Source organism: Pseudomonas sp. Ant30-3, assembly GCF_000690905.1.
Taxonomy (GTDB): Bacteria; Pseudomonadota; Gammaproteobacteria; order Pseudomonadales; family Pseudomonadaceae; genus Aquipseudomonas.
Map to the genome: position 1 here is coordinate 85,049 of NZ_JMCL01000059.1, position 25,195 is coordinate 110,243.

Consider the following 25,195-nt stretch of genomic DNA (forward strand, 5'->3'; position numbering starts at 1 on the left):
CTCATACCTAACAAATCCATCCATTTGGTCAGCCCATGGATCTTGTTATCGCTCGCCCCGAAGGTTTGTACTGCCCCGCCGGAGATTTTTATATCGACCCGTGGCGCCCGGTCGAACGGTCGGTGATTACCCATGCCCACGGCGATCATGCCCGGGGCGGTAACCAGCATTACCTCGCCGCCGCACCCGGCGAAGGGATCCTGCGGTCGCGACTCGGTCAGGACATCAACCTGCAAACCCTGCCCTACGGCGAACGCTTGCTGCACCACGGCGTCACCCTGAGTTTCCATCCCGCCGGCCATGTCCTCGGTTCGGCCCAGGTGCGGCTGGAATACGGTGGTGAAGTCTGGGTTGCTTCCGGCGATTACAAGATTGAGCCCGATGGAACCTGCGCGCCGTTTGAACCGGTGCGCTGCCACACCTTCATCACCGAATCGACCTTCGGCCTGCCGATCTATCGCTGGCAGCCTCAGGCGCAGGTGTTCGACGAAATCAATCAGTGGTGGCAAGCCAATGCGGCTGTGGATAAGGCCAGCGTGCTGTTCTGCTATTCGTTCGGCAAGGCCCAGCGGATTCTCCACGGCATCGACGCCAGCATCGGGCCGATTCTGTCTCACGGTGCGGTCGAGCCGCTGAACCGGGTGTATCGCGAGGGCGGCATCCATATCCCGCCGACGATCTATGCGGGCGACGTCAAAAAAACCGACCCGATGATGCGTAAAGCGTTGGTCATCGCCCCACCGTCCGCCGGCGGCAGCACCTGGATGCGGCGCTTCGGTGACTACAGCGACGCCTTCGCCAGCGGCTGGATGCGTTTGCGCGGTACCCGACGGCGGCGTGGCGTCGACCGTGGTTTCGTCCTGTCCGATCACGCCGATTGGCCGGGCTTGCTGTGGGCCGTCGAGCAGACCGGTGCCGAACGCGTCATGGTCACCCACGGCTCGATCGGCGTGCTGGTGCGCCACCTGCGCGAAAAAGGCCTCGATGCTCAAGGCTTCAATACCGAATACGGTGATGAAGACGAAGAGAACGGAGTCATCGAAAGCGCCGAGGTGCAGGCATGAAGGCTTTCGCCGAGCTGTACGCTGATCTCGACGCCACCACCTCCAGCAACGCCAAACTGGCAGCGATGCAGCGCTACTTCGCCCAGGCCGAGCCCGAAGATGCCGCGTGGGCTGTGTACTTTTTGTCCGGGGGACGTCCGCGGCAACTGGTGCCGGCCAAAATCCTCCGGGAACTGGCTGTTGAATATTCAGGACTCTCGACCTGGCTGTTCGAAGAAAGCTATCAAGCGGTCGGCGATTTGGCAGAGACTATCTCGCTGGTACTGCCCGAGGCGCTGCACAGTTCCACCGACGGCCTGGCCACGTGGATCGAAGAAAAATTGCTGCCGTTGCGCGGCGAATCACCCGAAGTATTGGGCGAGCGACTGCCAGAATTGTGGGCACAGCTGGACCGTCACAGCCTGATGCTGTGCATCAAATTGATCACCGGCAGCTTTCGCGTTGGCGTTTCCAAACTGCTGGTGACCCGCGCGCTGGCCGCCATGGCTCAACTCGACAGCAAACGGGTTGCTCAGAGACTGGTGGGCTACACCGACCTGTCCAATCGGCCGAACGCGGCCAGTTATCTCAAGCTGATCGCTGCGGAATCGTCCGACGAGCATGCCCAGCGCGGCGGCCAGCCGTATCCGTTTTTTCTCGCTCACGCGCTGTCGCAACCGGTCGACCAATTTGAAGCGTTGCTCGGCCCGGCCAGCGATTGGCAAGTGGAGTGGAAGTGGGACGGCATTCGCGCACAGGTGGTCAAACGCGACGGCCGCCTGTGGGTCTGGTCCCGTGGCGAGGAGCTGGTGACCGAGCGTTTTCCGGAACTCGACAGTCTGGTCCACTGCCTGCCGGACGGTACCGTGATCGACGGAGAAATCGTCGTCTGGAAAGCGCCGTCGCCGAACACCGAAGACGCTTTTGATCCTCAGGCGCCGGCCGTCCCCTCTGTACAACCGTTCGCTTTATTGCAACAGCGCATCGGCCGTAAAACCCTGGGCAAAAAAATCCTTGAGGATGTGCCTGTTGTCGTACTCGGTTACGACTTGCTGGAATGGCAGGGCGAAGACTGGCGCAATCAGCCTCAAGCCAAGCGCCGTGAACGACTGGATCAGTTGATCGCCGACTGCGCCAACCCGGTGCTGCTGACCTCGCCCGTACTGGCCGGTGAAGACTGGCTCGATCTCGCACGCCAGCGCGAAGCGTCACGCAGCCTGGGCGTTGAAGGCATGATGCTAAAAGCGCGCGACTCGCTGTACGGCGTCGGCCGCACCAAAGACATGGGCGTGTGGTGGAAATGGAAGGTCGACCCGTTCAGCGTCGATGCCGTGCTGATCTATGCGCAACGCGGACATGGACGACGCGCCAGTCTCTACAGCGATTACACCTTCGCCGTGTGGGACGGGCCTCCGGAATCCAGCGAGCGCACGCTGGTGCCGTTCGCCAAGGCTTACTCCGGGCTGACCGATGCCGAGATGCGTCAGGTCGACAGCATCGTACGCAAAACCACGGTTGAGAAATTCGGACCGGTCAGCAGCGTGAAGCCGAGCCTGGTGTTTGAACTGGGCTTTGAAGGGATTGCCTTGTCCAAGCGGCATAAAAGCGGAATTGCCGTGCGCTTCCCGCGGATGTTGCGTTGGCGCCAGGACAAGACTGTCGAAGAAGCCGACAACCTGGCAACGCTGCAGGATCTGCTGGGCTAACAAAAACTCCTGTAGGAGCGAGCCTGCTCGCGATGAAGGCGGTGTGTCAGCCAATACAAATGTAACGGACACATCGCTATCGCGAGCAAGCCCGCTCCCACAAGTTGGTTATCGACAGACACAGATTTTTGCGCATGCGATATATCCCATGTAGGAGCGAGCCTGCTCGCGATTGCGATGTGTCAGTCAATTCAAATGTGACGGATATACCGCAATCGCGAGCAGGCTCACTCCTACAGGGATCGAGGCACCTTGAACTCATTTGGTGCAGCATTTTCCTCGCAATGTTTCCCACGCACCATTTTCTCCTTGCCACTTCTTGAATCACCTTTTAAAACACTTGTTCGGGACTGTGGTTCGGAAATTGCTACCTCCAACGGGTCTTACGCTTTGCAGTAACAATAATTCTGCGCCACAAGCGCTCATATTGGTTCTTAGGGATTAAATAATGAAAAAAGCATTGCTGACCCTTTCTGCACTGGCATTGTGCGTGGCCGCCGGCTCCGCGCTGGCCAAGGAATACAAGGAATTGCGTTTTGGTGTTGACCCGTCCTACGCGCCATTCGAGTCGAAAGCGGCTGACGGCAATCTGGTAGGTTTCGACATCGATCTGGGGAACGCGATCTGCGCCGAACTGAAGGTCAAATGCAAATGGGTTGAAAGCGATTTCGACGGCATGATTCCCGGCCTCAAGGCCAACAAATTCGACGGCGTGATCTCCTCGATGACCGTCACCCCGGCCCGCGAAAAAGTCATCGACTTCTCCAACGAGTTGTTCTCCGGCCCTACCGCTTACGTGTTCAAGAAGGGTTCTGGCCTGAGCGCAGACCCCGCTTCGCTGAAAGGCAAAACCGTCGGCTACGAGCAAGGCACCATTCAGGAAGCTTACGCCAAGGCTGTTCTGGACAAGGCCGGGGTGAAAACCCAGGCCTACCAGAACCAGGATCAGGTGTATTCAGACCTGACTTCGGGTCGTCTCGACGGCGCCATCCAGGACATGCTGCAAGCCGAACTGGGCTTTTTGAAGTCGCCAAAAGGTGAAGGCTATGAAGTCAGCCAACCGGTCGACAGCGAATTGCTGCCCTCGAAAACCGCGATCGGCATCCGTAAAGGTAACACCGAGCTGAAAGCGCTTTTGGATAAAGGTATCAAAGCGTTACATGATGATGGCACCTACGCCACCATCCAGAAGAAACACTTCGGCGATCTGAATCTCTACAGCGGCAAATAATGCCCCGGCGCCCATCTCCCGATGGGCGCTTTTTTCTCCTGATCAGGTTGCTGTTTCCATGTTCGAAAACCTCCTGGAAAATCTGGGGCTCTCCGCTTTCAGCCTGCAGGGCTTCGGCCCGTTGCTGATGCAAGGCACCTGGATGACCATCAAATTATCGGCGTTGTCGCTGCTGGTGGCCGTGATGCTCGGCCTGCTGGGCGCCAGTGCCAAACTGTCCAAAGTCAAACTCGTGCGTTTGCCGGCACAGCTCTACACCACGTTGATCCGCGGCGTACCGGACCTGGTGCTGATGCTGCTGATTTTCTACAGCCTGCAAACCTGGTTGACCACCTTCACCGACTTCATGGAATGGGAATACATCGAGATCAACCCGTTCAGTGCCGGCGTGCTGACCCTGGGCTTCATCTATGGCGCGTACTTCACCGAAACCTTCCGCGGCGCGATCCTTGCGGTTCCACGGGGTCAGGTCGAAGCGGCCACCGCCTATGGCCTAAAGCGCGGCCAGCGCTTCTGGATCATCGTGTTTCCGCAGATGATGCGCTTTGCCCTGCCGGGCATTGGTAACAACTGGATGGTGATGCTCAAAGCCACCGCGCTGGTGTCGATCATCGGCCTCGCCGACCTGGTCAAAGCCGCTCAGGACGCGGGCAAAAGCACCTATCAACTGTTTTACTTCCTGGTGCTGGCCGCGTTGATCTACCTGCTGATCACCAGTGCTTCCAACTTGATCCTGCGCTGGCTCGAACGCCGTTACGCCGCCGGTTCCCGGGAGGCCGTACGATGATGGAACTTCTGCAGGAATACTGGAAACCCTTCCTTTATAGCGACGGCTACAACATCACCGGCCTGGCCATGACGATGTGGCTGCTGAGCATCTCGATCCTGATCGGTTTTGTGGTGTCGATTCCGTTGTCCATCGCCCGCGTATCGCCACACTTCTACATCCGCTGGCCGGTGCAGTTCTACACCTACCTGTTTCGCGGTACGCCGCTCTATATACAGTTGCTGATCTGCTACACCGGTATCTACAGCCTGGCGGCCGTGCGTGAGCAGCCAATACTGGATGCGTTCTTTCGCGATGCGATGAACTGCACGATTCTCGCCTTCGCCCTCAACACCTGCGCCTATACCACGGAAATTTTCGCCGGGGCGATTCGCAACATGAACCACGGTGAAGTCGAGGCGGCCAAGGCTTACGGTCTTACAGGCTGGAAGTTGTATGCCTACGTGATCATGCCGTCAGCCTTGCGTCGCTCGTTGCCTTATTACAGCAACGAAGTGATCCTGATGCTGCACTCGACCACCGTGGCATTCACTGCAACCATACCGGACATCTTGAAAGTCGCGCGGGACGCCAACTCGGCGACCTTCTTGACGTTTCAGTCGTTCGGGATCGCCGCACTGATCTACCTGACCATTACCTTTGCGCTGGTTGGCCTGTTTCGCCTTGCCGAACGCCGATGGCTGGCCTTTCTCGGGCCGAACCACTAAGACCCGCTTCAGGAATAAAGAAACATGCGCCACCAGATTCATGACTTGCTGGCCCCGCTGCCGGGGACCGCACGACAGATCCACAGCTTCCACTTCCGCCCGACCTCGGCAAAAGGCAAAATCTACATCCAGGCGTCTCTGCACGCCGATGAAATGCCCGGCATGCTGGTGGCCTGGCACCTCAAACAGCGCCTGACGGAGCTGGAAGCTGCCGGCCGCCTGCGCAGTGAAATCGTACTGGTGCCGGTCGCCAACCCGGTCGGTCTCGAGCAAGTGCTGATGGACGTACCGCTGGGTCGCTACGATCTGGAGAGCGGGCAAAACTTCAATCGCTGGTTCGTCGACCTCAGTGAAGAGGTCGGCAATGAGATTGAAGGCCAGCTCGGCGACGATGCGCAGCGCAACCTCGAATTGATCCGCACCAGCCTGCGCCATGCGTTGGCGCGGCAGACCGCCAGCACTCAGTTGCAATCCCAACGACTGATCCTGCAACGATTGGCCTGTGACGCCGATGTGGTGCTGGACTTGCACTGCGATTTCGAAGCGGTTGCGCACCTCTACACCACGCCGCAGGCCTGGCCTCAAGTCGAACCGCTGGCCCGCTACATCCGCGCCGAGGCGAGTCTGCTGGCGACCGATTCCGGCGGCCAGTCGTTCGATGAGTGCTTCACCCTGCTGTGGTGGCAACTGAGCGAACGTTTTGGCGAACAGTTCAAGATTCCAATGGGCAGCTTTTCGGTGACTGTCGAATTGCGCGGGCAAGGGGACGTCAATCACCCGTTGGCCAGCCTCGACTGTCAGGCGCTGATCGACTACCTGATTCATTTTGGCGCCATCGCCGGCGAGCTGCGGCCGCTGCCGGACCTGCCCTACCCCGCGACTCCGCTCGCCGCCGTCGAACCCGTCGCTACGCCCGTGGGCGGCCTGCTGGTGTTCACCGCGCAGCCCGGCGAGTACCTGCAGGCCGGGCAATTGATCGCGGAAATCATTGACCCGATCCTGAACCGCGTCACCCCCATTCATTGCACCGCCGCCGGGTTGATGTACGCCCGCTCGCTGCGGCGCATGGCCACTGCCGGCATGGTGATCGCCCACGTCGCGGGCACCGAAGCCTATCGCAGCGGCTACCTACTTTCGCCTTGAGGATGCACGTCCCATGTACAAACTGACCATCGAAGGCCTGCACAAGAGCTATGGCGACCACCATGTGCTCAAAGGCGTTTCGCTCAAGGCCAACACCGGCGACGTGATCAGCCTGATCGGCGCCAGCGGTTCCGGCAAGAGTACCTTCCTGCGCTGCATCAATTTTCTCGAACAACCCAACGAAGGCACCATGAGCCTGGATGGCAAAGACATCCGCATGGTCAAGGATCGCCACGGCATTCATGTGGCTGATGCCGACGAGTTGCAGCGCATCCGCACACGCCTGGCAATGGTGTTCCAGCACTTCAATTTATGGAGCCACATGACGGTGCTGGAAAACATCACCATGGCCCCTCGCCGCGTACTGGGCTGTGACAAAAAAGAAGCTGAAGACCGCGCCAGACGCTATCTCGACAAGGTTGGCCTGGCGTCTCGCGTGGCGGATCAGTACCCGGCGTTTCTGTCCGGCGGTCAGCAGCAGCGCGTGGCGATCGCCCGCGCACTGGCGATGGAACCGGAAGTCATGCTGTTCGACGAACCGACTTCGGCGCTTGATCCGGAGCTGGTCGGCGAAGTGCTGAAGGTGATTCAGGGCCTGGCAGAAGAAGGCCGGACGATGATCATGGTCACCCACGAAATGAGCTTTGCACGCAAGGTGTCGAGTCAGGTGCTGTTTCTGCACCAGGGACTGGTCGAAGAAGAAGGCGCGCCGGATGACGTGCTGGGCAACCCGAAAAGCGAACGCTTGCAGCAATTCCTCAGCGGCAACCTTAAGTAAATACCACACCTGTAGGAGCCGGCTTGCTGGCGAAGATGGTTCAGACACATAGTCGGTGACTGACACAGCTTCGCCAGCAAGCCGGCTCCTACAGGATCGCATTAGTCTTTAAACCTTTCATGGCTCGCCGTGGTCACTGAAAGAACACTTTCAGAGCGCACACGGCCGGCATGGGAAAAACCCCCAACTTCGCAAAACAATGGTTCAGCGCTCGTGGCTGGCAGCCTTTCGCCTTTCAGAAACAGGTGTGGTCAGCTGTCAAAAACGGTCAGTCCGGTTTGCTGCATGCCAGCACCGGCGCCGGTAAAACCTATGCAGTGTGGTTCGCAGCGCTCAATCGCTTCGCGCGCCTGACTCCTCCCGTGGAAAAACCACGCAAACGCAAAGCGGTCGCCGAACCGCTGACGGTGCTGTGGATAACCCCCATGCGCGCCCTCGCCGCAGATACTGCACGCGCACTCGAAGCGCCACTGCTCGATCTGCAGATTCCCTGGTCTGTCGGTGTACGCACCGGCGACACCAGCAGCAGTGAGCGTGCCCGGCAAAGCCGTCGCGCGCCCACCACACTGATCACCACACCCGAAAGCCTCACCCTGATGCTCGCCCGCGCTGACGCGCACACCGCGCTATCGACCCTGCGCATGGTGGTGGTCGATGAATGGCATGAATTGCTTGGCAACAAACGCGGCGTGCAATTGCAGCTGGCGCTGGCGCGCTTACGTCGATGGAACCCGGAACTGATCGTCTGGGGTGTTTCCGCGACGTTGGGTAATCAGGCTCACGCCGAACAGGTGCTGATCCCGCAGGGTGGCGGGATCAGCGTGCAGGGGAAGTCGAGCAAAGACCTTCGTGTCGACACACTATTGCCGCCAGCAACCGAGCGCTTTCCCTGGGCCGGGCATATCGGTTTGAAGATGCTGCCGCAAGTGGTCGCCGAGGTGGACTCCAGCCCCAGCTGCCTGGTGTTCACCAACACCCGTGCGCAGTCCGAGATCTGGTATCAGGCCTTGCTCGACGCTCGCCCGGACTGGGCAGGCATCATTGCCTTGCACCATGGGTCGCTTTCGCGCGAGACCCGCGACTGGGTCGAACGCGCACTCAAGGACGGTCAGCTCAAGGCCGTTGTGTGCACCTCGAGCCTGGACCTTGGGGTGGATTTCCTGCCGGTGGAACGTGTTCTGCAAATTGGCTCCGCCAAAGGCGTGGCGCGGTTGATGCAAAGGGCCGGGCGTTCCGGTCACGCACCGGGACGGATATCGCGGGTGACGCTGGTGCCGACCCACAGCCTGGAGTTGATTGAAGCTGTTGCCGCGCAAGACGCCGTCGCGCAACGACGCATCGAGCCGCGCGCCTCACCGCACAAACCGTTGGACGTGTTGGTTCAGCATTTGGTCAGCATGGCCCTGGGCGGTGGTTTTTTGCCCGATGATTTGTATGAAGAAGTGCGTGGCGCCTGGGCTTACCGTGATCTCACGCCTGAGGACTGGCTCTGGGCGCTGGCGTTCGTACGTCACGGCGGGCTTTCGCTGACAGCGTATCCGGATTATCGCCGGGTCGAGCCGGACGAGCACGGCGTCTGGCGCGTACCTGATGCGCGACTGGCCCGACGTCATCGCATGAGCGTGGGCACCATCGTCAGCGACGCAAGTATCAACTTGAAGTTCTGGAGCAAGGGTGGCGGCGGTAAACAGCTGGGCAGCGTCGAGGAAGGGTTTATCGCGCGACTTAAACCGGGTGACGGCTTTTTGTTTGCCGGTCGCTTGCTGGAATTGGTGCGGGTGGAAAACATGACGGCGTACGTCAAACGCAGCACCGCGAAGAAAGCCGCCGTGCCGCGCTGGAATGGCGGACGCATGCCCTTATCCAACGAGCTCGCCCATGCCGTGGTCGTACGCTTCGGTGCAGCCGCGCGGGGCGAATTCATGGGTCCGGAAATGCGCGCTCTGCGCCCCCTGCTTGAAGTACAACAACAGTGGTCAGGATTACCGACGGAAAACAGCCTGCTGGCCGAGGCACTGAAGTCTCGCGAAGGCTGGCATTTGTTTCTCTACCCCTTCGCCGGTCGTCAGGTGCATTTAGGCCTGGCGAGTTTGTTGGCCTGGCGGGTGAGTCAGCGCGTGGCGGTGACGTTTTCCATTGCGGTCAACGATTACGGTCTGGAATTGCTCAGCGCTACGTACATCGATTGGTCCGAACATTTGAATGCAGAGTTGTTGAGTCCCGAATTTCTGTTGAGGGATGTACTCGCCAGCTTGAACGCCGGCGAACTTGCCTTACGACGTTTTCGCGAAATTGCGCGCATCGCCGGGCTGGTGTTCGCCGGCTACCCGGGCGCGCCGAAAAGTACGCGCCAGGTTCAGGCGTCGAGCGGGTTGTTTTTTCAGGTGTTCAAACAGTACGACGCAGGCAATCTTCTGCTGGCGCAGGCAGGGGAAGAAGTCCTGCGAGAAGAACTGGATATTCATCGCCTGGAGCAGACACTGGAGCGGCTCAACACGTTGAAAATGGACTTGCACCTCATCAAGCGTCCTACCCCCTTGGGGTTTCCGCTGTTGGTCGAGCGCATGCGCGAAAGCATGAGTTCGGAAAAACTCGCCGACCGCATCAGGCGCATGGTCAGCGATCTCGAGAAAACTGCCGAAACAGGGAAGGATTGATGAGCACGCCGTATCCAATAAAGCTGGCGGGTGAAGAGCTTTGGTTGCTCCCGGAAAAAGCCATCTACTGGCCGGAGCAGGAGGCGTTGCTGATCGCCGACGTGCATTTCGGCAAGGCCGCTGCTTATAGAAGTCTTGGCCAACCGGTGCCTCAAGGCACGACTGCGAGCAATATTGCTGTGCTGAACACGCTCCTGAGCACTCTGCCCTGCCGCCAGCTGATTTTCCTCGGGGACTTCCTGCACGGCCCCGGATCTCACGCGAAAGCCACACTGGCCGCTCTGGCCGAGTGGCGAGAGCAGCATCGTGACCTGCCGATGACGCTGATTCGCGGCAACCATGACAAACGCGCCGGCGACCCACCCGCCTCCCTGAACATTCGCGTGGTGCCGGAGCCGCTGCTGTTGGGACCGTTCGCGCTGCAGCACGAGCCTGACCCGCACCCAAGTCGCCACGTTTTGGCTGGGCACGTGCATCCCGTTTACCGGTTGCATGGACGCGGGCGACAGAGTCTGCGATTGGCGTGTTTCAAGTTTGGCGGGGAGATCAGCCTACTGCCTGCGTTTGGGGCGTTTACAGGTGGATATCAGGTCGAGCGGGATGAGAGCTGCAGGATTTTCGTGATCGGGGATAACGAGATATGGCCGGTCAGTTGAAGTTCAGCATCCTGTAGGAGCGAAGATTGCTCGCGAATGCGGTAAATCGGTCAGCAACCTGGTGACTGATACAACGCAATCGCGAGCAAGCTTGCTCCTACAGAAATCCGCCGATCATGCGACCGGCGGTATGACAAATCTGTCAGGCAACCGGCGCCGGTGGTGGCTCGTCCGGAAGGGTAGGTACGCCCGGTTCACTCGGTTGTTCATTTGGGGTATCAGGATCAGGCTGGCCGGGAATGCCCCCTGCCATGCTGAGTGGTGGATGTGCCAACAAGGACCAGGCCATGACGCCAACCTGATTGGGCTCAAGCCTTGCCAGTTCGGCACTTATTCGCGGATCGATCTTCATAGAGCACTCCTGAGCATTGGCCCGGTTTGCTGTGCGCTAACCGGGCAGTACACCCAATAGAGTGTTTCCGCGCAGAAGAATTCCCAAGCCCCGTCAGAAGATCCGATCAAGTGCGGGGCAAAGTGACGCCGCGTTGACCCTGATACTTGCCGCCACGGTCCTTGTAGGAGACTTCGCACTCTTCGTCGGATTCAAAGAACAGCATCTGTGCGACACCTTCATTGGCATAGATCTTCGCCGGCAATGTGGTGGTGTTGGAGAACTCCAGAGTGACGTGGCCTTCCCACTCCGGTTCAAGCGGCGTCACGTTGACGATGATGCCGCAACGCGCGTAGGTACTTTTACCCAGGCAGATGGTCAGCACGTTGCGCGGGATGCGGAAAAACTCCACGGTGCGCGCCAGAGCGAACGAGTTGGGCGGGATGATGCAGACGTCGCTCTTTACGTCGACGAAGCTTTTTTCGTCGAAGTTCTTCGGATCGACGGTCGCCGAATTGATGTTGGTGAACACTTTGAATTCATCAGCGCAGCGCACATCGTAGCCGTAGCTCGATACACCGTAGGAAATCACTCGCTCGGCGCCTTCGCCACGCACCTGGCGTTCAACGAAAGGTTCGATCATGCCGTGCTCTTGCGCCATGCGGCGAATCCACTTGTCCGATTTGATGCTCATGGCGGGTGTCCTGAATAGCGAAGGTGGAAAAAATCTGTCCGGCATCTTACCGGGGCGCGCGGCCGGTTCAAAGTTCTGCGGCAGCATTCTCGTCGATCCCCCGTAAATTCCGGGACTTGGCGCCAATACGAAGCACCGCCAGTCACGAAATCAGAGAAACCTTCGCAAGAAGCATTGGCACACTCCGGAAAAAGGGTTAAGGTGGCGCCACTGAACTGCTTGTGTCACAGAGAATCTCTACACGATATGTTGAATTTCGATCCAACCATCTACAAGAATTTTTCATGCTCTTTGCACTCAGTCTCGGCCAGGGTTCTTCCTGCGTCGCAGTTATCTTTGTTCAAGGAGTTACACCATGTCTAATCGCCAAACTGGTACCGTTAAGTGGTTCAACGATGAAAAAGGCTTCGGCTTCATCACTCCACAATCCGGTGACGACCTGTTCGTTCACTTCAAAGCTATCCAATCCGACGGCTTCAAAAGCCTGAAAGAAGGCCAACAGGTCTCTTTCATCGCTACCCGCGGTCAGAAAGGCATGCAAGCTGAAGAAGTTCAAGTTATCTAACTTGTACTTGCTTTAGTAAAAGGCCCCGCCCTCAAAAGCGGGGCTTTTTTGTGCCTGCAGGTTTTTGCCAGGCACAAAAAAAAGATCGTCCAAACGGACGATCTTGATCTTTGTCGATGTTACCAGGCCACACCAAACCCTGCGGTGTAACGGGTCTTCTCCAGATCAGCATCATTGGTGCCGCTGATGACGTCTCGCTCGGCCTTCAGGTTAAGCGATGCCCACTCGGTGACCTTGTAGCGCAGGCCAACCTCGGCATCCAGCGCGTAATCCGCCACGCCCGACAGCGGCTTGCCCACCTCGCCGTTGGTGAAGAACTCAACCTGCTTGCCAATCAGGTAACGGTTGTAGTCCCACTTCATGGCCAAGGAGTAGAAGTTCTCTTTGCCGCCGTCCGCGTACTCGTAATCCGTGCGATTGAGCAGCGAGCCCAGAGAAAATGCGCCCAACTCGTCATCCCAGAACTGGTAACCCGGACCGGTACCGACGGTGCGCTGGCGGGCCAGGTCTTCAACCTTGTCGCGCTTATAGACGGCGCGACCTTGCCAGAACCATTTTTCGGTCAGGAAGCGGTCGAGCGAGTATTCGCCGCGCCAGTTATCAGTGGTAACCACGTCATCCTGGAATTCGCGGTTGTACTCGCCTTCCGCGGTGTGCCGCCATTTGCCATGACGCGCAGAAGTCTTGAAGTCGATATCGTAATCGTCGGTGTCTTTCTCGGCTCGCTCATAATCCAGCGCCATGTCGACATTGCCCTTCCACACCAGGTCTTCGACCACCGGTTTGGGCTTGAGGATCTGCTGGATACTCGCCAACTCGACAGTCTTCGGTGCATCGCCGTTTTCCAGCGTCACCTTGCCATCGTCTGCCGCTTGCAGCGACTTGGCCTTCTCGCCGGTGTAGGCATCCTGCTTGACCAGCAATTCCTGATCACTCTCCAGCGTTTTGACCTGCTTCCAGTCGATCGGCACGGCGCCGGCGTATTCGGTCTGGATCAGGAGTTTGCCGCCGTCGAACAAGGTGATCTTGCCGCTCAACTTGTCACCGTTCTTCAACCAGACGGTATCAGCGAGCAAAGGAGTGGAAGCGCTGAGGACAGCGAGGCACAGCAGAGTTCTGGACACCATAAGCAAATACAGGCTCAAGATTGCGAAAAAAAGTCGGAATTATCCGGAGGAATAAGACCCTAGCATGCACTGACTCAACTAATTCTATTGAGTTCCTTTCTCATCCCCGTATTTGGGGATTACTCTACAAACGGTAATGCGAATAACCCAAGGCCCAGCCCGTGAACGATCCCACCGCTGAAAACGAAAGCGCCGCGCAAATCCGACGCGCGGCGCTATACCTCACTTTGGCCCAGGTGCCCGAAGGCAAAGTCGTGAGTTATGGCCAACTCGCCGAGCTTGCCGGATTGGGCCGCGCCGCTCGCTGGGTTGGTCGCACACTCAGTCAGCTTCCCGGCGACAGCAAGCTGCCCTGGCACCGGGTACTCGGGGCCGGCGGTCGGATCAGCCTGCCACTGGGCAGCCCTTCAGGCGATGAACAACGGGCGAGATTGCGCTCCGAAGGTGTCAGTATCCTGAATAATCGTGTTGATATTCAGCGTCATGGCTGGCGCCCGGTAGAGCACAGCGGTTAGAGTGCGCGCTTTGTTTCCGCAACCTTGAGGCAGACTTCAGCCCATGCCCCGTAAAACCTGGCGCGCCGCGCTCGCCGCCTATGCCAGCCCTTCGACACTTGTGCTGTTGTTGCTCGGTTTCGCTGCCGGCCTGCCCTACATGCTGGTGTTCTCGACACTTTCGGTCTGGCTGCGTGAAGCCGGCGTGGCTCGCGAAACCATTGGCTATGCGAGCCTGATCGGTCTGGCCTATGCCTTTAAATGGGTCTGGTCGCCACTGCTTGACCAATGGCGCCTGCCATTGCTGGGCAAGCTCGGTCGTCGACGTTCCTGGCTGGTGCTTTCACAGGCGCTGGTGATACTCGGCCTGATCGGGATGGGTTTCTGCGACCCGCAAAAACATCTTTCCTGGCTGATCGCTATCGCTGTGGTCGTTGCCTTCGCGTCGGCAACGCAAGACATCGCAGTTGACGCCTATCGCCTGGAAATCGCCGACGACAGCCGACAAGCCGCACTCGCCGCCAGCTATATGTCCGGTTACCGAATTGCCGCACTGCTGGCCACCGCCGGCGCGCTGTTCTTCGCCGAAGGCTTTGGCTCCACGGGTTTCAACTATAAGCATTCGGCATGGGCCGGCACCTATATCCTGTTCGGCGCATTAATGATCCCAGCGCTGCTGACCTCTTTTTTCATGCGCGAACCACCGGTGCCGCTGCGCACGCAGCTGCAAGCCGGGCGCTACAGCTTTGTCCATCAACTGGCCTCGGTGTTCGTCCTGATCGTATTGCTGGTCTCCGTACCGGCCATGTTTACCCAGCTCTACAACACCGACTTTGCGAGCGTGCTGTTCGGCGACATGAGCCTGCTGGACCTGCTGCTCGAAGACCGCGCCTTCCTGCGGGCGATTCTCTACATCACGCTGACTGCCGTGTGCCTGTCCGCGGTCGGCCGCCGCGGCCTGGCGCCGGTGCTCACGCCGATCAATGACTTCATCCTGCGTTATCGCTGGCAAGCGCTGCTGCTGCTCGGGCTGATCGCTACCTATCGGATGTCGGACACGGTCATGGGCGTGATGGCCAACGTGTTTTACATCGACCAGGGGTTCACCAAGGATCAGATCGCCAGTGTCAGCAAAATCTTCGGCCTGATCATGACGCTGGTGGGCGCGGGCATGGGCGGCCTGCTGATCGTGCGTTTCGGTATTCTGCCGATCCTGTTTATCGGCGGTATCACGTCGGCCGGCACCAATTTGCTGTTCCTGATGCTCGCCGACATGGGCGCCAACCTGAACATGTTGATCGGTACCATTTCGCTCGACAACTTCAGTTCCGGACTGGCGACGTCGGCCTTCGTCGCGTACCTGTCGAGCCTGACCAACCTGAAGTTCTCCGCGACTCAATACGCCCTGCTCAGCTCAATCATGCTCCTGCTGCCACGTCTGATCGGCGGCTATTCAGGGGTCATGGTGGAAAAATACGGTTACCACAATTTTTTCCTGATTACTGCGCTGCTGGGAGTTCCGACGCTGGTACTGATCGCCCTGCACTGGTATCAGGAGAATCGTCGCGAGCGCCTGACGCCCAAGCCTGAAGCAACGCCAACCCAGGTTGTGGAAGAATCGTAGACACTTGAATCAGTAAGAATTCGAAGGGCGCGGAGATTCCCGCCCTGCCGCCACACCGTCGACCGCGCGCCTGTACGCCAGCAGATCTCGCCCGTACAATGCTCCGTCATTTCTCGTCATCAGCAACCGACAACGGCCAACCATGCGCACCAGTCAATTTTTGCTCGCCACACAGAAAGAAACACCTTCGGACGCGGTCGTCATCAGCCATCAGTTGATGCTGCGCGCCGGCATGATCCGCAAACTCGCCTCGGGCCTGTACACCTGGCTGCCGATGGGCTTGCGGGTAATGCGCAAGGTCGAAGCCATCGTTCGTGAAGAAATGAACGCCGCCGGTTCTCTCGAAGTGTTGATGCCGAGCACCCAGCCGGCCGAGCTGTGGCAGGAATCCGGTCGCTGGGAAGAATACGGCCCTGAGTTGCTGCGCTTCAAGGATCGTCACGGTCGCGATTTCTGCGCCGGCCCGACCCACGAAGAAGTGATCACCGACCTGATGCGCAACGAGTTGAGCAGCTATAAACAGCTGCCGATCAACCTGTATCAGATCCAGACCAAATTCCGTGACGAAATCCGCCCACGCTTCGGTTTGATGCGCGGCCGTGAATTCATCATGAAGGACGCCTACTCGTTCCATGCGGACCAGGCTTCGTTGCAGATCACCTACGACCGCATGCACCAGGCGTACTGCAACATCTTTACGCGTCTGGGCCTGAATTTCCGCCCGGTCGAAGCCGACAACGGCTCGATTGGCGGCGCCGGCTCCCACGAATTTCACGTGCTGGCTGAATCCGGCGAAGACGACATCGTCTTCAGCAACGGTTCCGACTACGCCGCCAATATCGAAAAAGCCGAAGCCGTGCCCCGCGAAACTTCTCGCGCCGCTGCGGCCGAGGAACTGCGACTGGTCGACACGCCGAATGCCAAGACCATCGCGCAACTGGTTGAAGGCTTCAACCTGCCGATCGAAAAAACCATCAAGACCCTCGTGGTTCACGCTGAAGAAGCAGGCAAGCTGATTGCGCTGATCATTCGTGGCGACCACGAGCTGAACGAAATCAAGGCGGCCAACCAGCCAGGCGTCGCCAGCCCGCTGGTCATGGCATCCGAAGCGGAACTGCGCGACGCCATCGGTGCCGGCGCCGGCTCTCTGGGCCCGCTGAACCTGCCCCTGCCGATCATCATCGACCGCTCGGTCGAGTTGATGAGCGACTTCGGCATCGGCGCCAACATCGACGACAAGCACTACTTCGGCGTCAACTGGGAGCGCGACCTGCCAGTGCCTACCGTTGCCGACCTGCGTAACGTTGTGGCTGGCGATCCGAGCCCGGACGGCAAAGGCACGCTGGAAATCAAACGTGGCATCGAAGTCGGCCACGTGTTCCAGCTGGGCAACAAATACAGCAAAGCGATGAAGTGCGAAGTGCTGGGCGAGAACGGCAAGCCGGTCACCCTGCAAATGGGCTGCTACGGCATCGGCGTTTCCCGCGTGGTGGCTGCTGCCATCGAGCAGAACAACGACGCCAACGGTATTATCTGGAGCGACACTCTGGCGCCGTTCCAGATCGCATTGGTGCCGCTGCGCTACGAAACCGAACAGGTTCGCGAAGCCACCGACAAGCTCTACGCAGAATTGACTGCCGCCGGCTTCGAAGTGCTGCTGGACGATCGCGACAAGAAAACCAGCCCGGGCATCAAGTTCGCCGACATGGAACTGATCGGCATCCCTCACCGGATCGTGGTCAGTGACCGCGGCCTCGCCGAAGGCAACCTGGAATACAAGAGCCGCACCGAACCTGAAGCGCAAGCGCTGCCGGTTGCCGACGTGCTGCCCTTCCTCCAGGCCCGTATCCGCCGCTGACACCAGATAGAGACGTCATGTTCAAGCGAAACACCTTAGGCCTCGGTGGTGCCGCATTGTGCGGCACCCTGCTGGTCAGCGGCTGCGCCAATCAGATGTCGCAACGCAGCGAGCACGAGGCACGCGTCGAGCGAAAATTGCTCAACCACAGCCTGCAGATTGACGTCGGCGAGCCCAAGGTGCTTGAGCTGCCGCAACGTCGGGTCAAAATCCACGAGCAGAAAACGTTCGAGGTCACCGAGTTCGAAGTCACTCGCCACTACGACCGTTACACCCCGTACCAACCCTGGCGTGAAGTCTACGAGATCCCGCTGGGCGCAGTGGCGGTGCTGGGTGGCGTTGGCGCCAACGTGGTCAACGTGTTCGCCCTCGGCAACCTTCCGGATAGCGTGACCCGCGAATGGTTCAGTTACGGTTTCGCCGGGCTCAACCCGTTCATGAACGCGCAGTCCAACGGCCGCGCGCAGCAGAACCTGGCTGGCATCGACGAAATGCAGCTCGAAACGCGCACTGAGTACTCGAGCCTGCCATGGAGCGAGCGCCCGGTTGAGGTCAAAGCCGGCAAGGAAACGTTCGAGCTGACCACGGACAAGAATGGCGTCCTGCGCATCAATCTGCTGGACACCCCGTTTGCCGAACATGATCTCAATCATTTGGGTAAACTGCAGATCAGCGTCACCGACAGTCAGGACGATGTGCATTCCGACTCCACTCTGGCATTGAGCAGTACGCTGCGCGGCAAATTGGTGGAGGCGCACGGGCTGATTTACGACGATCTTGAAGATGACGAAGTGAGCCAGTGGGTACACCGGGTCAAGCGTCTGTCGGAGTTGGGCCTGGAGGAAGAAGCCAGCGAGCTGGAGCAGAGCCTCATCGAGCTGACCCGCAATGATCCTGAGTTGCAGACCGAGTTTCTGAAGTCATTGACCAAAGATGCTGGACGATTGGTCGCGGATCCGGGTCCGAATTAACATTTGTAAAAGATCGCAGCCTGCGGCAACTCCTACATCGGAATGCGTTTCCCCGGAGGAGCTGCCGCAGGCTGCGATCTTTTGTTTCTGGCTGTCACCGCTCAAACAACTCCATCTGCTCAAACCCGCCGCGCAAATCCTCCAGCCTCACCCCGACCCCGAGCAACCGCACCGGTTTCCCGCCGCGATTGAATGCCTGAGTCAACAGCAGCTGGTAACTCCCCAGATCCCGCCCTGCCCCGGCCTGCTCCAGCGTGGTTTGGGTAAAGTCGTGAAATTTCACTTTGACGAACGGCTTGCCCGGCCGGTAGCTGCTATCGATGCGCGCCATTCGCCCCGCCAGGGTTTCCAGTAGCTCCGGCAATTTATCCAGGCAACTGACCAGATCCGGCAAATCGACGTCGTAAGTGTTTTCGACACTAATGGACTGCCGACGGCTGTCGTTATGCACCAGCCGGTCATCGATCCCACGGGCCAGACTCCAGAGTCTTTCGCCAAAGCTGCCGAATTCACGCACCAGCGCCAGCTTGTTCCACTCACGCAGATGCGAGCAGTCGACGATGCCGAGCCTGCTCAGTTTGTCCGCGGTGACTTTGCCGACGCCGTGCAGCTTGCTGACTGGCAGACCGCTGACGAAATCCTCGACCTGATCGGGCGTGATGACGAACAGGCCGTTGGGCTTCTTCCAGTCGCTGGCGATCTTGGCGAGAAATTTGTTCGGCGCGACGCCAGCTGAAACGGTGATGTGCAACTGGTTGGACACGCGCCGTCGGATCTCCTGAGCGATGCGCGTGGCGCTGCCGCCGAAATGCGCACTGTCGGAAACATCGAGGTAAGCCTCATCAAGGGAGAGCGGTTCGATCAACTCGGTGTAATCGCGGAAGATCGTGTGGATTTCCTTCGATGCTTCTCTGTATGCGTCCATGCGCGGCTTGACGATGGTCAGGTCCGGGCACAGTTTTAACGCGTGCCCCGAAGACATCGCGGAACGGACGCCATAGGCCCGCGCTTCATAGTTACAGGTAGCGATAACCCCCCGGCGATCCGCCGAGCCGCCCACCGCCAGCGGTTTCCCGGCCAACTGAGGGTCGTCACGCATTTCGATGGCCGCATAAAAGCAGTCGCAGTCGACGTGGATGATTTTTCGCTGTGTCATATCAAGCAGCATTCATCAGGCGGAAACGGAGTCAAAGTGCGTAGGGTGCGCAGTATCTCACTGACACCTGTATATAGCACCAGTACTGCGAATCTTCTTTGTACTGCGTGGGAAGAGTAACCGATGAATTTATTTTCTCAATCGACACGCACAGCCTAATAGAGCTGCAGCCCTTGCCATACGCGCCTTTCAGCCCGGCCGCCCTAGACTGGATTTTTGCTAAGCGCTTGAACCTGAACAGTTTTATACAAATCGCAGGTTGACAGCCCGGCGATCCTCTGTAGAATGCCGACACACAGACGCGGGATGGAGCAGTCTGGTAGCTCGTCGGGCTCATAACCCGAAGGTCGTCGGTTCAAATCCGGCTCCCGCAACCAAACATCAAAAAAGGCTACTCGAAAGAGTGGCCTTTTTTGTGCGCGCCTGTTTTGTAGAAGGCTTGTTCGAAGATCCCACCTTGCCCGCGAGAACTAGGGGGATTCCAACCATACCCCTCCCCTGCGACCGTTTGACGCGATACGTAAGTAATTGACGCTTATTAAGTATTAGCGGTTGACACGTCGCCGCTGGTCTGTAGAATGCCGCCACACAGACGCGGGATGGAGCAGTCTGGTAGCTCGTCGGGCTCATAACCCGAAGGTCGTCGGTTCAAATCCGGCTCCCGCAACCAAACATCAAAAAAGGCTACTCGAAAGAGTGGCCTTTTTTGTGTCCGCTGAAAAAGTCGTTCCGCAACAATGACATGTCACGCTTCGACACACTGTCTTGGAGAGCATTTTTCCAGACTGAAACTACGCTGATACCTGAACAAGACACCCGCTCGAGGCTTCATCGCCATCGCCGATAGACAGCGAGCAGCGTAATATTTTGAATTATTTTTTCTTGCAGGGATTGGTAACTTGGCTGGATACCCCCATTCTGTCGCGCACGATCCAAGAGGTGATTGATGCGCGCCAACTCGTCTGATTCACATGACTCCGTCACCGCGACACAACCGATCAAAGCCGAGCGTTTGCGCTTGCTCGATCGTGTCAGTAAATACCGTCAGCCCATCGGCCTGGCGGTCACGCTGCTGTTGTTCGCTATCGCGCTGATTGCCTGTCGTCATTTGCTCAGCGAACTCGATTTGTACGCGCTGCACGACTCGATTCTCAACGTACCCAAACCGGCGTTGCTCGGTGCAGTAGCGGCGACTGTTGTCGGTTTCATCATCCTGCTCGGATACGAATGGTCGGCCAGCCGCTATGCCCGCGTGACACTGGCACCGCGCACTCTGGCACTGGGCGGGTTCACCGCCTATGCGATAGGCAATGCCATCGGGCTTTCGATGCTGTCAGGTGGCTCGGTTCGTTACCGTCTATACGCACGTCATGGCCTGGGAGCGTCGGAAGTCGCTCACATGACGGTGTTTGCCAGTCTCTCGCTCGGTTGCGCCCTGCCCCCGCTGGCGGCGCTCGCAACACTGAGCAACCTGCCCGCGGCTTCCGCTGCGCTGGGTTTTTCGCAAACATTGCTGGGGACAGTCGCTGCCGCTGTATTGGTGTTGTTCGCCGCGTTGGCCATCGGTATCTATCGTCGCCGCTTGCCGGAGCAACCTTACCCGGACAATCTGCTGGTCAAGGCCGGGCGCCGCACCTTGCGTCTTCCAGGTCGCCGCCTGACCTTGCTGCAACTGATCATTACCGCTCTCGATGTTGCAGCCGCTGCGACCGTACTTTATTTGTTGCTGCCGGAAGCGCCACCGTTCGGTGCGTTCCTGCTGGTGTATCTGCTGGCTCTGGCTGCAGGCGTGCTCAGCCATGTGCCCGGCGGAGTGGGCGTCTTCGAAGCCATTCTGCTGGCCGCCTTCGCCGACAAGCTTGGCGCCGCTCCGCTGGCTGCTGCGCTTCTGCTCTATCGGCTGATTTATGTGGTGCTGCCGTTGCTGGTCGCTTGTTTGCTGCTGCTGATCAACGAAGGCCAGCGCCTGTTCCAGACACGTCAAAGCCTTCGCGCAGCGTCCGGCATGGCCGCACCGATCCTTGCCTTGCTGGTGTTTCTGTCCGGCGTGGTGCTGTTGTTTTCCGGCGTGACCCCGGAGATCGACACTCGCCTGGAACATATCGGTTTTCTGATCCCGCATCGATTAGTCGACGCTTCGCACTTCGGCGCCAGTCTGGTCGGTGTGCTGTGCCTGCTGCTGGCTCAGGGCTTGCGTCGACGCCTGTCAGCCGCGTGGATGCTGACCACCATTTTGCTGCTGGTTGGCGCTCTGCTCTCCCTGCTCAAGGGTTTCGACTGGGAAGAAGCCTGCTTGATGACCCTGACTGCGAGTTTGCTCGGCGTTTTTCGGCGATCGTTCTATCGGCCCAGTCGCCTGACTGAACTGCCTTTTTCGCCGCTGTATCTGGTCTCGAGCCTGTGCGTACTCGGCGCGTCGATCTGGCTGTTGCTGTTTGCGTATCAAGATGTTCCTTACAGCCATCAGCTGTGGTGGCAGTTCACCCTGGACGCCGATGCACCGCGCGGTTTGCGCTCGCTACTGGGCGCGGCCGTGCTGTTGCTGGTGGTCTCGCTGACCTGGCTGCTGCGCACTGCACGCCCGGTCATTCACCTGCCGACACCGGATGAACTGCATCGCGCGGCAAAGATCCTAATGGCTTCTGCGCAACCGGATGGCGGCCTGGCCCTGACCGGTGACAAGGCGTTGCTGTTTCACCCCAACGACGAAGCCTTCCTGATGTATGCGCGGCGGGGGCGCAGCCTGGTGGCCTTATACGATCCGATCGGTCCCGGCCTGCAACGCGCAGAAATGATCTGGCAGTTCCGTGACCTGTGCGACCTGCACCACGCCCGTCCCGTGTTCTATCAAGTGCGCGCCGAGAACCTCCCTTATTACATGGACATCGGCCTCACCGCGATCAAACTCGGCGAAGAGGCACGGGTCGATTTGGTGCGTTTTGATCTCGAAGCCAAAGGCAAAGAGATGAAAGACCTTCGGTACACCTGGAATCGTGGCACTCGCGACGGCCTGTCGCTGGAGATCCATGAACCCGGGCAAGCGCCGATGGATGAGCTCAGGGTGATTTCCGATGCCTGGCTCACTGGCAAGAATGTGCGCGAGAAAGGCTTCTCGCTTGGCCGTTTCAGCGACGACTACCTCAAGCATTTCCGCATTGCGGTGATCCGTTTCGAAGGACGTCCGGTGGCGTTCGCCAACCTGCTTGAGACCTACAGTCACGATCTGGCCAGCCTTGACCTGATGCGCGCACACCCGCAAGCCCCCAAGCTGACCATGGAATTCATGATGGTCGGCCTGCTTCAACATTATAAGAGTCATGGCTACGCACGCTTCAGCCTGGGCATGGTGCCGCTGTCGGGGTTGCAGCCCCGGCGTGGCGCACCACTGACTCAGCGCCTGGGCTCGATGGTGTTCCGCCGTGGTGAGCAGCTCTACAACTTCCAGGGCTTGCGCCGCTTCAAAGACAAGTTCCAGCCAGACTGGGAACCCCGTTATATGGCCGTACCCGCCGGACTCGATCCGCTGGTTGCGCTGGCCGACACTGCCGCCCTGATTGCCGGCGGTCTGACTGGATTGGTGAAACGCTGATGATTCGACGCTCCTTGCGCTATGTATTGGCCACGCTGGTGATGCTGGCCCTGATTGTCGGTGGTACTTACTGGTACATGAACCGCCCTGCACCCGAACCGACACTCGAAACGCTGACCGCGGCCGACGGCCCTGCCATGACCCGCGTCATCCCCGGAAACACACCGCGCGCGCAAGTGCTGGTGGCAGTGAGTGCCGAGCAGAAGCTCAGCGACAAACAATTGATGACGCTGAGCCGCTCAGGCTCGGCACAGATCGTCCAGGTCATCCTGCCGACAGACTGCCTACTGCAAAGTCGTGCCCTGCAAACCGGTCTGCGAGCGCTGAACAGCCCGGCGACGCTGGTCAGTGGTATCGGCCCGGGCGCTGTGCTGGCCTGGCGCTGGTTGTCCGAGCAAAAGGACAACAAGGCTCAGGCTGTCTCGGTCGACCTGGCCCTGGAAAAACCCGGCTGCACCCACTTGCTGCCTAAAAGCGCGACCCATGGCCACTGGCTGGTTGCCTGGAATGACAACCCGGACGACACCAGCGCCGGTTTCGTACGGGACCAACCGAACGCCGAAACCAGCATCAGCGACTACGACATCAATTTGCCGCAGGTGCTGAACAATGAACTGCGCAAGATTCTCGTCGGTGGCGACAAGGCCGCTGGCGGCTTGCAGATCCCGGTCGTGGAAGTGCCGGCGGGTCAGGCCAAGGACACCGTCACCCTGTTCCTTTCTGGTGACGGCGGCTGGCGGGATCTCGATAAAGACGTCGCAGGCGAAATGGCCAAGATTGGCTATCCGGTCGTCGGCATCGACACCCTGCGCTATTACTGGCAGCACAAGAGCCCCGAGCAAAGCGCGCTGGACCTGACCGAGTGGATGCAGCACTACCGGCAAAAATGGGGCGCCAAACGCTTCATCCTGACTGGCTACTCCTTCGGCGCCGATGTCCTCCCGGCGATCTACAACCGTCTGGAAACGGCAGAGCAGCAGCGCATCGACGCCATCATCCTGCTCGCCTTCGCCCGCACAGGCAGCTTTGAAATCGAAGTCCAAGGCTGGCTCGGCAACGCCGGCAAAGAAGCCGCCACCGGCCCGGAAATGGCCAAATTGCCCGCCGCTAAGGTCGTGTGCATCTACGGTGAAGAAGAAGCCGATGAAAGCGGCTGCACCGACAAGACGGCTGTTGGCGAAGCGATCAAATTGCCGGGCGGCCATCACTTTGACGAGAACTACCCGGCGCTGGCCAAACGGCTGGTGGACGTCATCGAGAAGCGGCAGAGTAAAGTCGTTCAAGAGTAATCTGAGCCGCAAACAAAAAGCCCCCGCTACCGTGAAGGCAACGAGGGCTTTTGCTTACAATCGACGCTCTGCGGCGTCATAAACATCTGCGTCACGTCGAGCACCGAGCGCAACAATCAATACCTGGATCGCCTTCCCGTTAACTCGATAAACAATCCGCGTGTCGCCAGTTCGAATTCTTCTACAACCTGCGAGGCTGGCTCTCAGGGGATTACCGCTCTTGTCCGGCTCACCATTGATAATCCGCTCTTCGATCACATCCAGAATGCGATTTGCCGCAACAGCTCCCAGTAGGTCCAGATCCTTTTGGACATCCGGGTGATAGATAACGCCCCACACCATCCCCAGCTCCTTTAGTCTTTTCTGGCGTACCGTGCCCGCATATCGTCATGGCTGACTGCCTGAGCCTCATCAAAACCGGTCAAGCGTTCGCGAGCGGCAACTTCAATCCGAAGGTCATCCAGCTCGTCGAGCATTTCCTGATAGGCATCGACATTGATAATCACCGCTACTGGTTGATTGTCTTTGAAAATGACCAATCGCTCAGTGGCGCGACTGGAAATCTCCTTAAGCCTCGCGCTGAAGCCCCTGACCATCGCTGTTACAGATATCGCTTGGTCAGCACGCTCTAGTAATGCCGTCATACTCACCTCTCTACATAGAAATGCAAAATAGAACACAGAGTTCTACGCAAAGTATCGCGTTGAATTAGACATTCAGCAACCATCAGACGAGCATGAGCGACCGCCTGTCAACGCCCGCGCACAAAAAAGCCCCCACCACCTTCAC

22 protein-coding genes and 2 tRNA genes are annotated in these 25,195 nt (G+C 58.8%); 18 read left to right on the top strand and 6 right to left on the bottom strand.

Annotated features, from left to right (window positions below; all coding sequences use genetic code 11):
* The first annotated feature begins 35 nt into the window (after positions 1–35).
* From DU29_RS0115545 to pdeM, 9 genes are all read left to right on the top strand, one after another.
* Positions 36–1,064, top strand: coding sequence for a ligase-associated DNA damage response exonuclease (locus DU29_RS0115545; RefSeq protein WP_028622489.1), 1,029 nt, complete (start codon positions 36–38; stop codon positions 1,062–1,064).
* Positions 1,061–2,749, top strand: a complete 1,689-nt coding sequence (locus DU29_RS0115550) for an ATP-dependent DNA ligase (RefSeq protein WP_028622490.1) — start codon at positions 1,061–1,063, stop codon at positions 2,747–2,749. The genes DU29_RS0115545 and DU29_RS0115550 overlap by 4 nt, the downstream gene beginning before the upstream one ends.
* Positions 2,750–3,197: 448 nt before the next feature.
* On the top strand, positions 3,198–3,980 hold the full coding sequence (locus DU29_RS0115555; protein ID WP_028622491.1) for a transporter substrate-binding domain-containing protein: 783 nt from the start codon (positions 3,198–3,200) through the stop codon (positions 3,978–3,980).
* A gap of 58 nt (positions 3,981–4,038) precedes the next feature.
* Positions 4,039–4,767 carry an ABC transporter permease gene (locus DU29_RS0115560; RefSeq protein ID WP_028622492.1) on the top strand — a complete coding sequence of 243 codons (729 nt, stop codon included), beginning with the start codon at positions 4,039–4,041 and terminating at the stop codon, positions 4,765–4,767.
* Positions 4,764–5,474, top strand: coding sequence for an ABC transporter permease (locus DU29_RS0115565; protein ID WP_028622493.1), 711 nt, complete (start codon positions 4,764–4,766; stop codon positions 5,472–5,474). Before DU29_RS0115560 ends, DU29_RS0115565 begins: the two co-directional genes overlap by 4 nt.
* A gap of 24 nt (positions 5,475–5,498) precedes the next feature.
* Complete coding sequence (locus DU29_RS0115570) at positions 5,499–6,617, top strand: succinylglutamate desuccinylase/aspartoacylase family protein (RefSeq protein WP_028622494.1); 1,119 nt, start codon at positions 5,499–5,501, stop codon at positions 6,615–6,617.
* 13 nt (positions 6,618–6,630) lie between these two features.
* Complete coding sequence (locus DU29_RS0115575; protein ID WP_028622495.1) at positions 6,631–7,395, top strand: ABC transporter ATP-binding protein; 765 nt, start codon at positions 6,631–6,633, stop codon at positions 7,393–7,395.
* A gap of 170 nt (positions 7,396–7,565) precedes the next feature.
* Positions 7,566–10,052, top strand: a complete 2,487-nt coding sequence (locus DU29_RS0115580) for a ligase-associated DNA damage response DEXH box helicase (RefSeq protein WP_028622496.1) — start codon at positions 7,566–7,568, stop codon at positions 10,050–10,052.
* Complete coding sequence (pdeM, locus tag DU29_RS0115585) at positions 10,052–10,708, top strand: ligase-associated DNA damage response endonuclease PdeM (protein ID WP_028622497.1); 657 nt, start codon at positions 10,052–10,054, stop codon at positions 10,706–10,708. The genes DU29_RS0115580 and pdeM overlap by 1 nt, the downstream gene beginning before the upstream one ends.
* 142 nt (positions 10,709–10,850) lie before the next feature.
* Here the strand turns inward: pdeM and DU29_RS1000000131570 are convergent, their stop codons facing one another.
* Together DU29_RS1000000131570 and dcd are read right to left on the bottom strand one after the other, a co-directional pair.
* The gene (locus DU29_RS1000000131570; protein WP_081832498.1) at positions 10,851–11,060 is read right to left on the bottom strand and encodes a hypothetical protein; all 210 of its coding nucleotides are present in this window, start codon (positions 11,058–11,060) and stop codon (positions 10,851–10,853) included.
* Between the two features lie 106 nt (positions 11,061–11,166).
* Positions 11,167–11,733 (bottom strand): dCTP deaminase, encoded by a 567-nt coding sequence (gene dcd, locus DU29_RS0115590; protein ID WP_028622498.1) that lies wholly within the window; start codon positions 11,731–11,733, stop codon positions 11,167–11,169.
* 355 nt (positions 11,734–12,088) lie between these two features.
* Here dcd and DU29_RS0115595 point away from each other — a divergent pair, with 355 nt between their 5' ends.
* Positions 12,089–12,298, top strand: coding sequence for a cold-shock protein (locus DU29_RS0115595; protein ID WP_002554837.1), 210 nt, complete (start codon positions 12,089–12,091; stop codon positions 12,296–12,298).
* Between the two features lie 119 nt (positions 12,299–12,417).
* Here the strand turns inward: DU29_RS0115595 and DU29_RS0115600 are convergent, their stop codons facing one another.
* Positions 12,418–13,425 carry a DUF481 domain-containing protein gene (locus DU29_RS0115600; RefSeq protein ID WP_028622499.1) on the bottom strand — a complete coding sequence of 336 codons (1,008 nt, stop codon included), beginning with the start codon at positions 13,423–13,425 and terminating at the stop codon, positions 12,418–12,420.
* A gap of 161 nt (positions 13,426–13,586) precedes the next feature.
* Here DU29_RS0115600 and DU29_RS0115605 point away from each other — a divergent pair, with 161 nt between their 5' ends.
* The 4 genes from DU29_RS0115605 (at position 13,587) to DU29_RS0115620 (ending at position 18,372) form a co-directional block, all read left to right on the top strand.
* On the top strand, positions 13,587–13,940 hold the full coding sequence (locus DU29_RS0115605) for an MGMT family protein (RefSeq protein ID WP_028622500.1): 354 nt from the start codon (positions 13,587–13,589) through the stop codon (positions 13,938–13,940).
* Positions 13,941–13,983: 43 nt separating this feature from the next.
* Complete coding sequence (locus DU29_RS0115610) at positions 13,984–15,543, top strand: AmpG family muropeptide MFS transporter (protein WP_028622501.1); 1,560 nt, start codon at positions 13,984–13,986, stop codon at positions 15,541–15,543.
* A gap of 142 nt (positions 15,544–15,685) precedes the next feature.
* Positions 15,686–17,401, top strand: a complete 1,716-nt coding sequence (locus tag DU29_RS0115615) for a proline--tRNA ligase (protein ID WP_028622502.1) — start codon at positions 15,686–15,688, stop codon at positions 17,399–17,401.
* Positions 17,402–17,418: 17 nt separating this feature from the next.
* Positions 17,419–18,372: a hypothetical protein gene (locus DU29_RS0115620; protein ID WP_028622503.1), complete on the top strand. Its 954-nt coding sequence runs from the start codon at positions 17,419–17,421 to the stop codon at positions 18,370–18,372.
* Between the two features lie 94 nt (positions 18,373–18,466).
* On the opposite strand, the gene dinB is transcribed toward DU29_RS0115620, so the two are convergent.
* A complete protein-coding gene (gene dinB, locus DU29_RS0115625) occupies positions 18,467–19,528 on the bottom strand; it encodes a DNA polymerase IV (RefSeq protein WP_028622504.1) in 1,062 nt (353 codons plus the stop codon).
* A gap of 300 nt (positions 19,529–19,828) precedes the next feature.
* Here dinB and DU29_RS0115630 point away from each other — a divergent pair.
* From DU29_RS0115630 to DU29_RS0115645, 4 genes are all read left to right on the top strand, one after another.
* Positions 19,829–19,905 (top strand) — tRNA-Met (locus DU29_RS0115630).
* 216 nt (positions 19,906–20,121) lie between these two features.
* Positions 20,122–20,198 (top strand) — tRNA-Met (locus tag DU29_RS0115635).
* 276 nt (positions 20,199–20,474) lie between these two features.
* On the top strand, positions 20,475–23,117 hold the full coding sequence (gene mprF / locus DU29_RS0115640) for a bifunctional lysylphosphatidylglycerol flippase/synthetase MprF (protein WP_028622505.1): 2,643 nt from the start codon (positions 20,475–20,477) through the stop codon (positions 23,115–23,117).
* Positions 23,117–24,406, top strand: a complete 1,290-nt coding sequence (locus DU29_RS0115645; RefSeq protein ID WP_028622506.1) for a virulence factor family protein — start codon at positions 23,117–23,119, stop codon at positions 24,404–24,406. Before mprF ends, DU29_RS0115645 begins: the two co-directional genes overlap by 1 nt.
* A 54-nt stretch (positions 24,407–24,460) precedes the next feature.
* Here DU29_RS0115645 and DU29_RS0115650 read toward each other — a convergent pair whose 3' ends face one another.
* Both DU29_RS0115650 and DU29_RS0115655 read right to left on the bottom strand, forming a co-directional pair.
* A complete protein-coding gene (locus DU29_RS0115650; RefSeq protein ID WP_028622507.1) occupies positions 24,461–24,748 on the bottom strand; it encodes a type II toxin-antitoxin system RelE family toxin in 288 nt (95 codons plus the stop codon).
* Positions 24,749–24,759: 11 nt separating this feature from the next.
* The gene (locus DU29_RS0115655) at positions 24,760–25,050 is read right to left on the bottom strand and encodes a Phd-YefM (protein WP_028622508.1); all 291 of its coding nucleotides are present in this window, start codon (positions 25,048–25,050) and stop codon (positions 24,760–24,762) included.
* Between the last annotated feature and the right edge of the window lie 145 nt (positions 25,051–25,195).

What these genes read in the sequence shown, in the direction of transcription:
- DU29_RS0115545 (WP_028622489.1), top strand. Translation starts at nt 36, where the DNA reads ATGGATCTTGTTATCGCTCGCCCCGAAGGTTTGTACTGCCCCGCCGGA.
- DU29_RS0115550 (WP_028622490.1), top strand. Translation starts at nt 1,061, where the DNA reads ATGAAGGCTTTCGCCGAGCTGTACGCTGATCTCGACGCCACCACCTCC.
- DU29_RS0115555 (WP_028622491.1), top strand. Translation starts at nt 3,198, where the DNA reads ATGAAAAAAGCATTGCTGACCCTTTCTGCACTGGCATTGTGCGTGGCC.
- DU29_RS0115560 (WP_028622492.1), top strand. Translation starts at nt 4,039, where the DNA reads ATGTTCGAAAACCTCCTGGAAAATCTGGGGCTCTCCGCTTTCAGCCTG.
- DU29_RS0115565 (WP_028622493.1), top strand. Translation starts at nt 4,764, where the DNA reads ATGATGGAACTTCTGCAGGAATACTGGAAACCCTTCCTTTATAGCGAC.
- DU29_RS0115570 (WP_028622494.1), top strand. Translation starts at nt 5,499, where the DNA reads ATGCGCCACCAGATTCATGACTTGCTGGCCCCGCTGCCGGGGACCGCA.
- DU29_RS0115575 (WP_028622495.1), top strand. Translation starts at nt 6,631, where the DNA reads ATGTACAAACTGACCATCGAAGGCCTGCACAAGAGCTATGGCGACCAC.
- DU29_RS0115580 (WP_028622496.1), top strand. Translation starts at nt 7,566, where the DNA reads ATGGGAAAAACCCCCAACTTCGCAAAACAATGGTTCAGCGCTCGTGGC.
- pdeM (WP_028622497.1), top strand. Translation starts at nt 10,052, where the DNA reads ATGAGCACGCCGTATCCAATAAAGCTGGCGGGTGAAGAGCTTTGGTTG.
- DU29_RS1000000131570 (WP_081832498.1), bottom strand. Translation starts at nt 11,060, where the DNA reads ATGAAGATCGATCCGCGAATAAGTGCCGAACTGGCAAGGCTTGAGCCC.
- dcd (WP_028622498.1), bottom strand. Translation starts at nt 11,733, where the DNA reads ATGAGCATCAAATCGGACAAGTGGATTCGCCGCATGGCGCAAGAGCAC.
- DU29_RS0115595 (WP_002554837.1), top strand. Translation starts at nt 12,089, where the DNA reads ATGTCTAATCGCCAAACTGGTACCGTTAAGTGGTTCAACGATGAAAAA.
- DU29_RS0115600 (WP_028622499.1), bottom strand. Translation starts at nt 13,425, where the DNA reads ATGGTGTCCAGAACTCTGCTGTGCCTCGCTGTCCTCAGCGCTTCCACT.
- DU29_RS0115610 (WP_028622501.1), top strand. Translation starts at nt 13,984, where the DNA reads ATGCCCCGTAAAACCTGGCGCGCCGCGCTCGCCGCCTATGCCAGCCCT.
- DU29_RS0115615 (WP_028622502.1), top strand. Translation starts at nt 15,686, where the DNA reads ATGCGCACCAGTCAATTTTTGCTCGCCACACAGAAAGAAACACCTTCG.
- DU29_RS0115620 (WP_028622503.1), top strand. Translation starts at nt 17,419, where the DNA reads ATGTTCAAGCGAAACACCTTAGGCCTCGGTGGTGCCGCATTGTGCGGC.
- dinB (WP_028622504.1), bottom strand. Translation starts at nt 19,528, where the DNA reads ATGACACAGCGAAAAATCATCCACGTCGACTGCGACTGCTTTTATGCG.
- mprF (WP_028622505.1), top strand. Translation starts at nt 20,475, where the DNA reads ATGCGCGCCAACTCGTCTGATTCACATGACTCCGTCACCGCGACACAA.
- DU29_RS0115645 (WP_028622506.1), top strand. Translation starts at nt 23,117, where the DNA reads ATGATTCGACGCTCCTTGCGCTATGTATTGGCCACGCTGGTGATGCTG.
- DU29_RS0115650 (WP_028622507.1), bottom strand. Translation starts at nt 24,748, where the DNA reads ATGGTGTGGGGCGTTATCTATCACCCGGATGTCCAAAAGGATCTGGAC.
- DU29_RS0115655 (WP_028622508.1), bottom strand. Translation starts at nt 25,050, where the DNA reads ATGACGGCATTACTAGAGCGTGCTGACCAAGCGATATCTGTAACAGCG.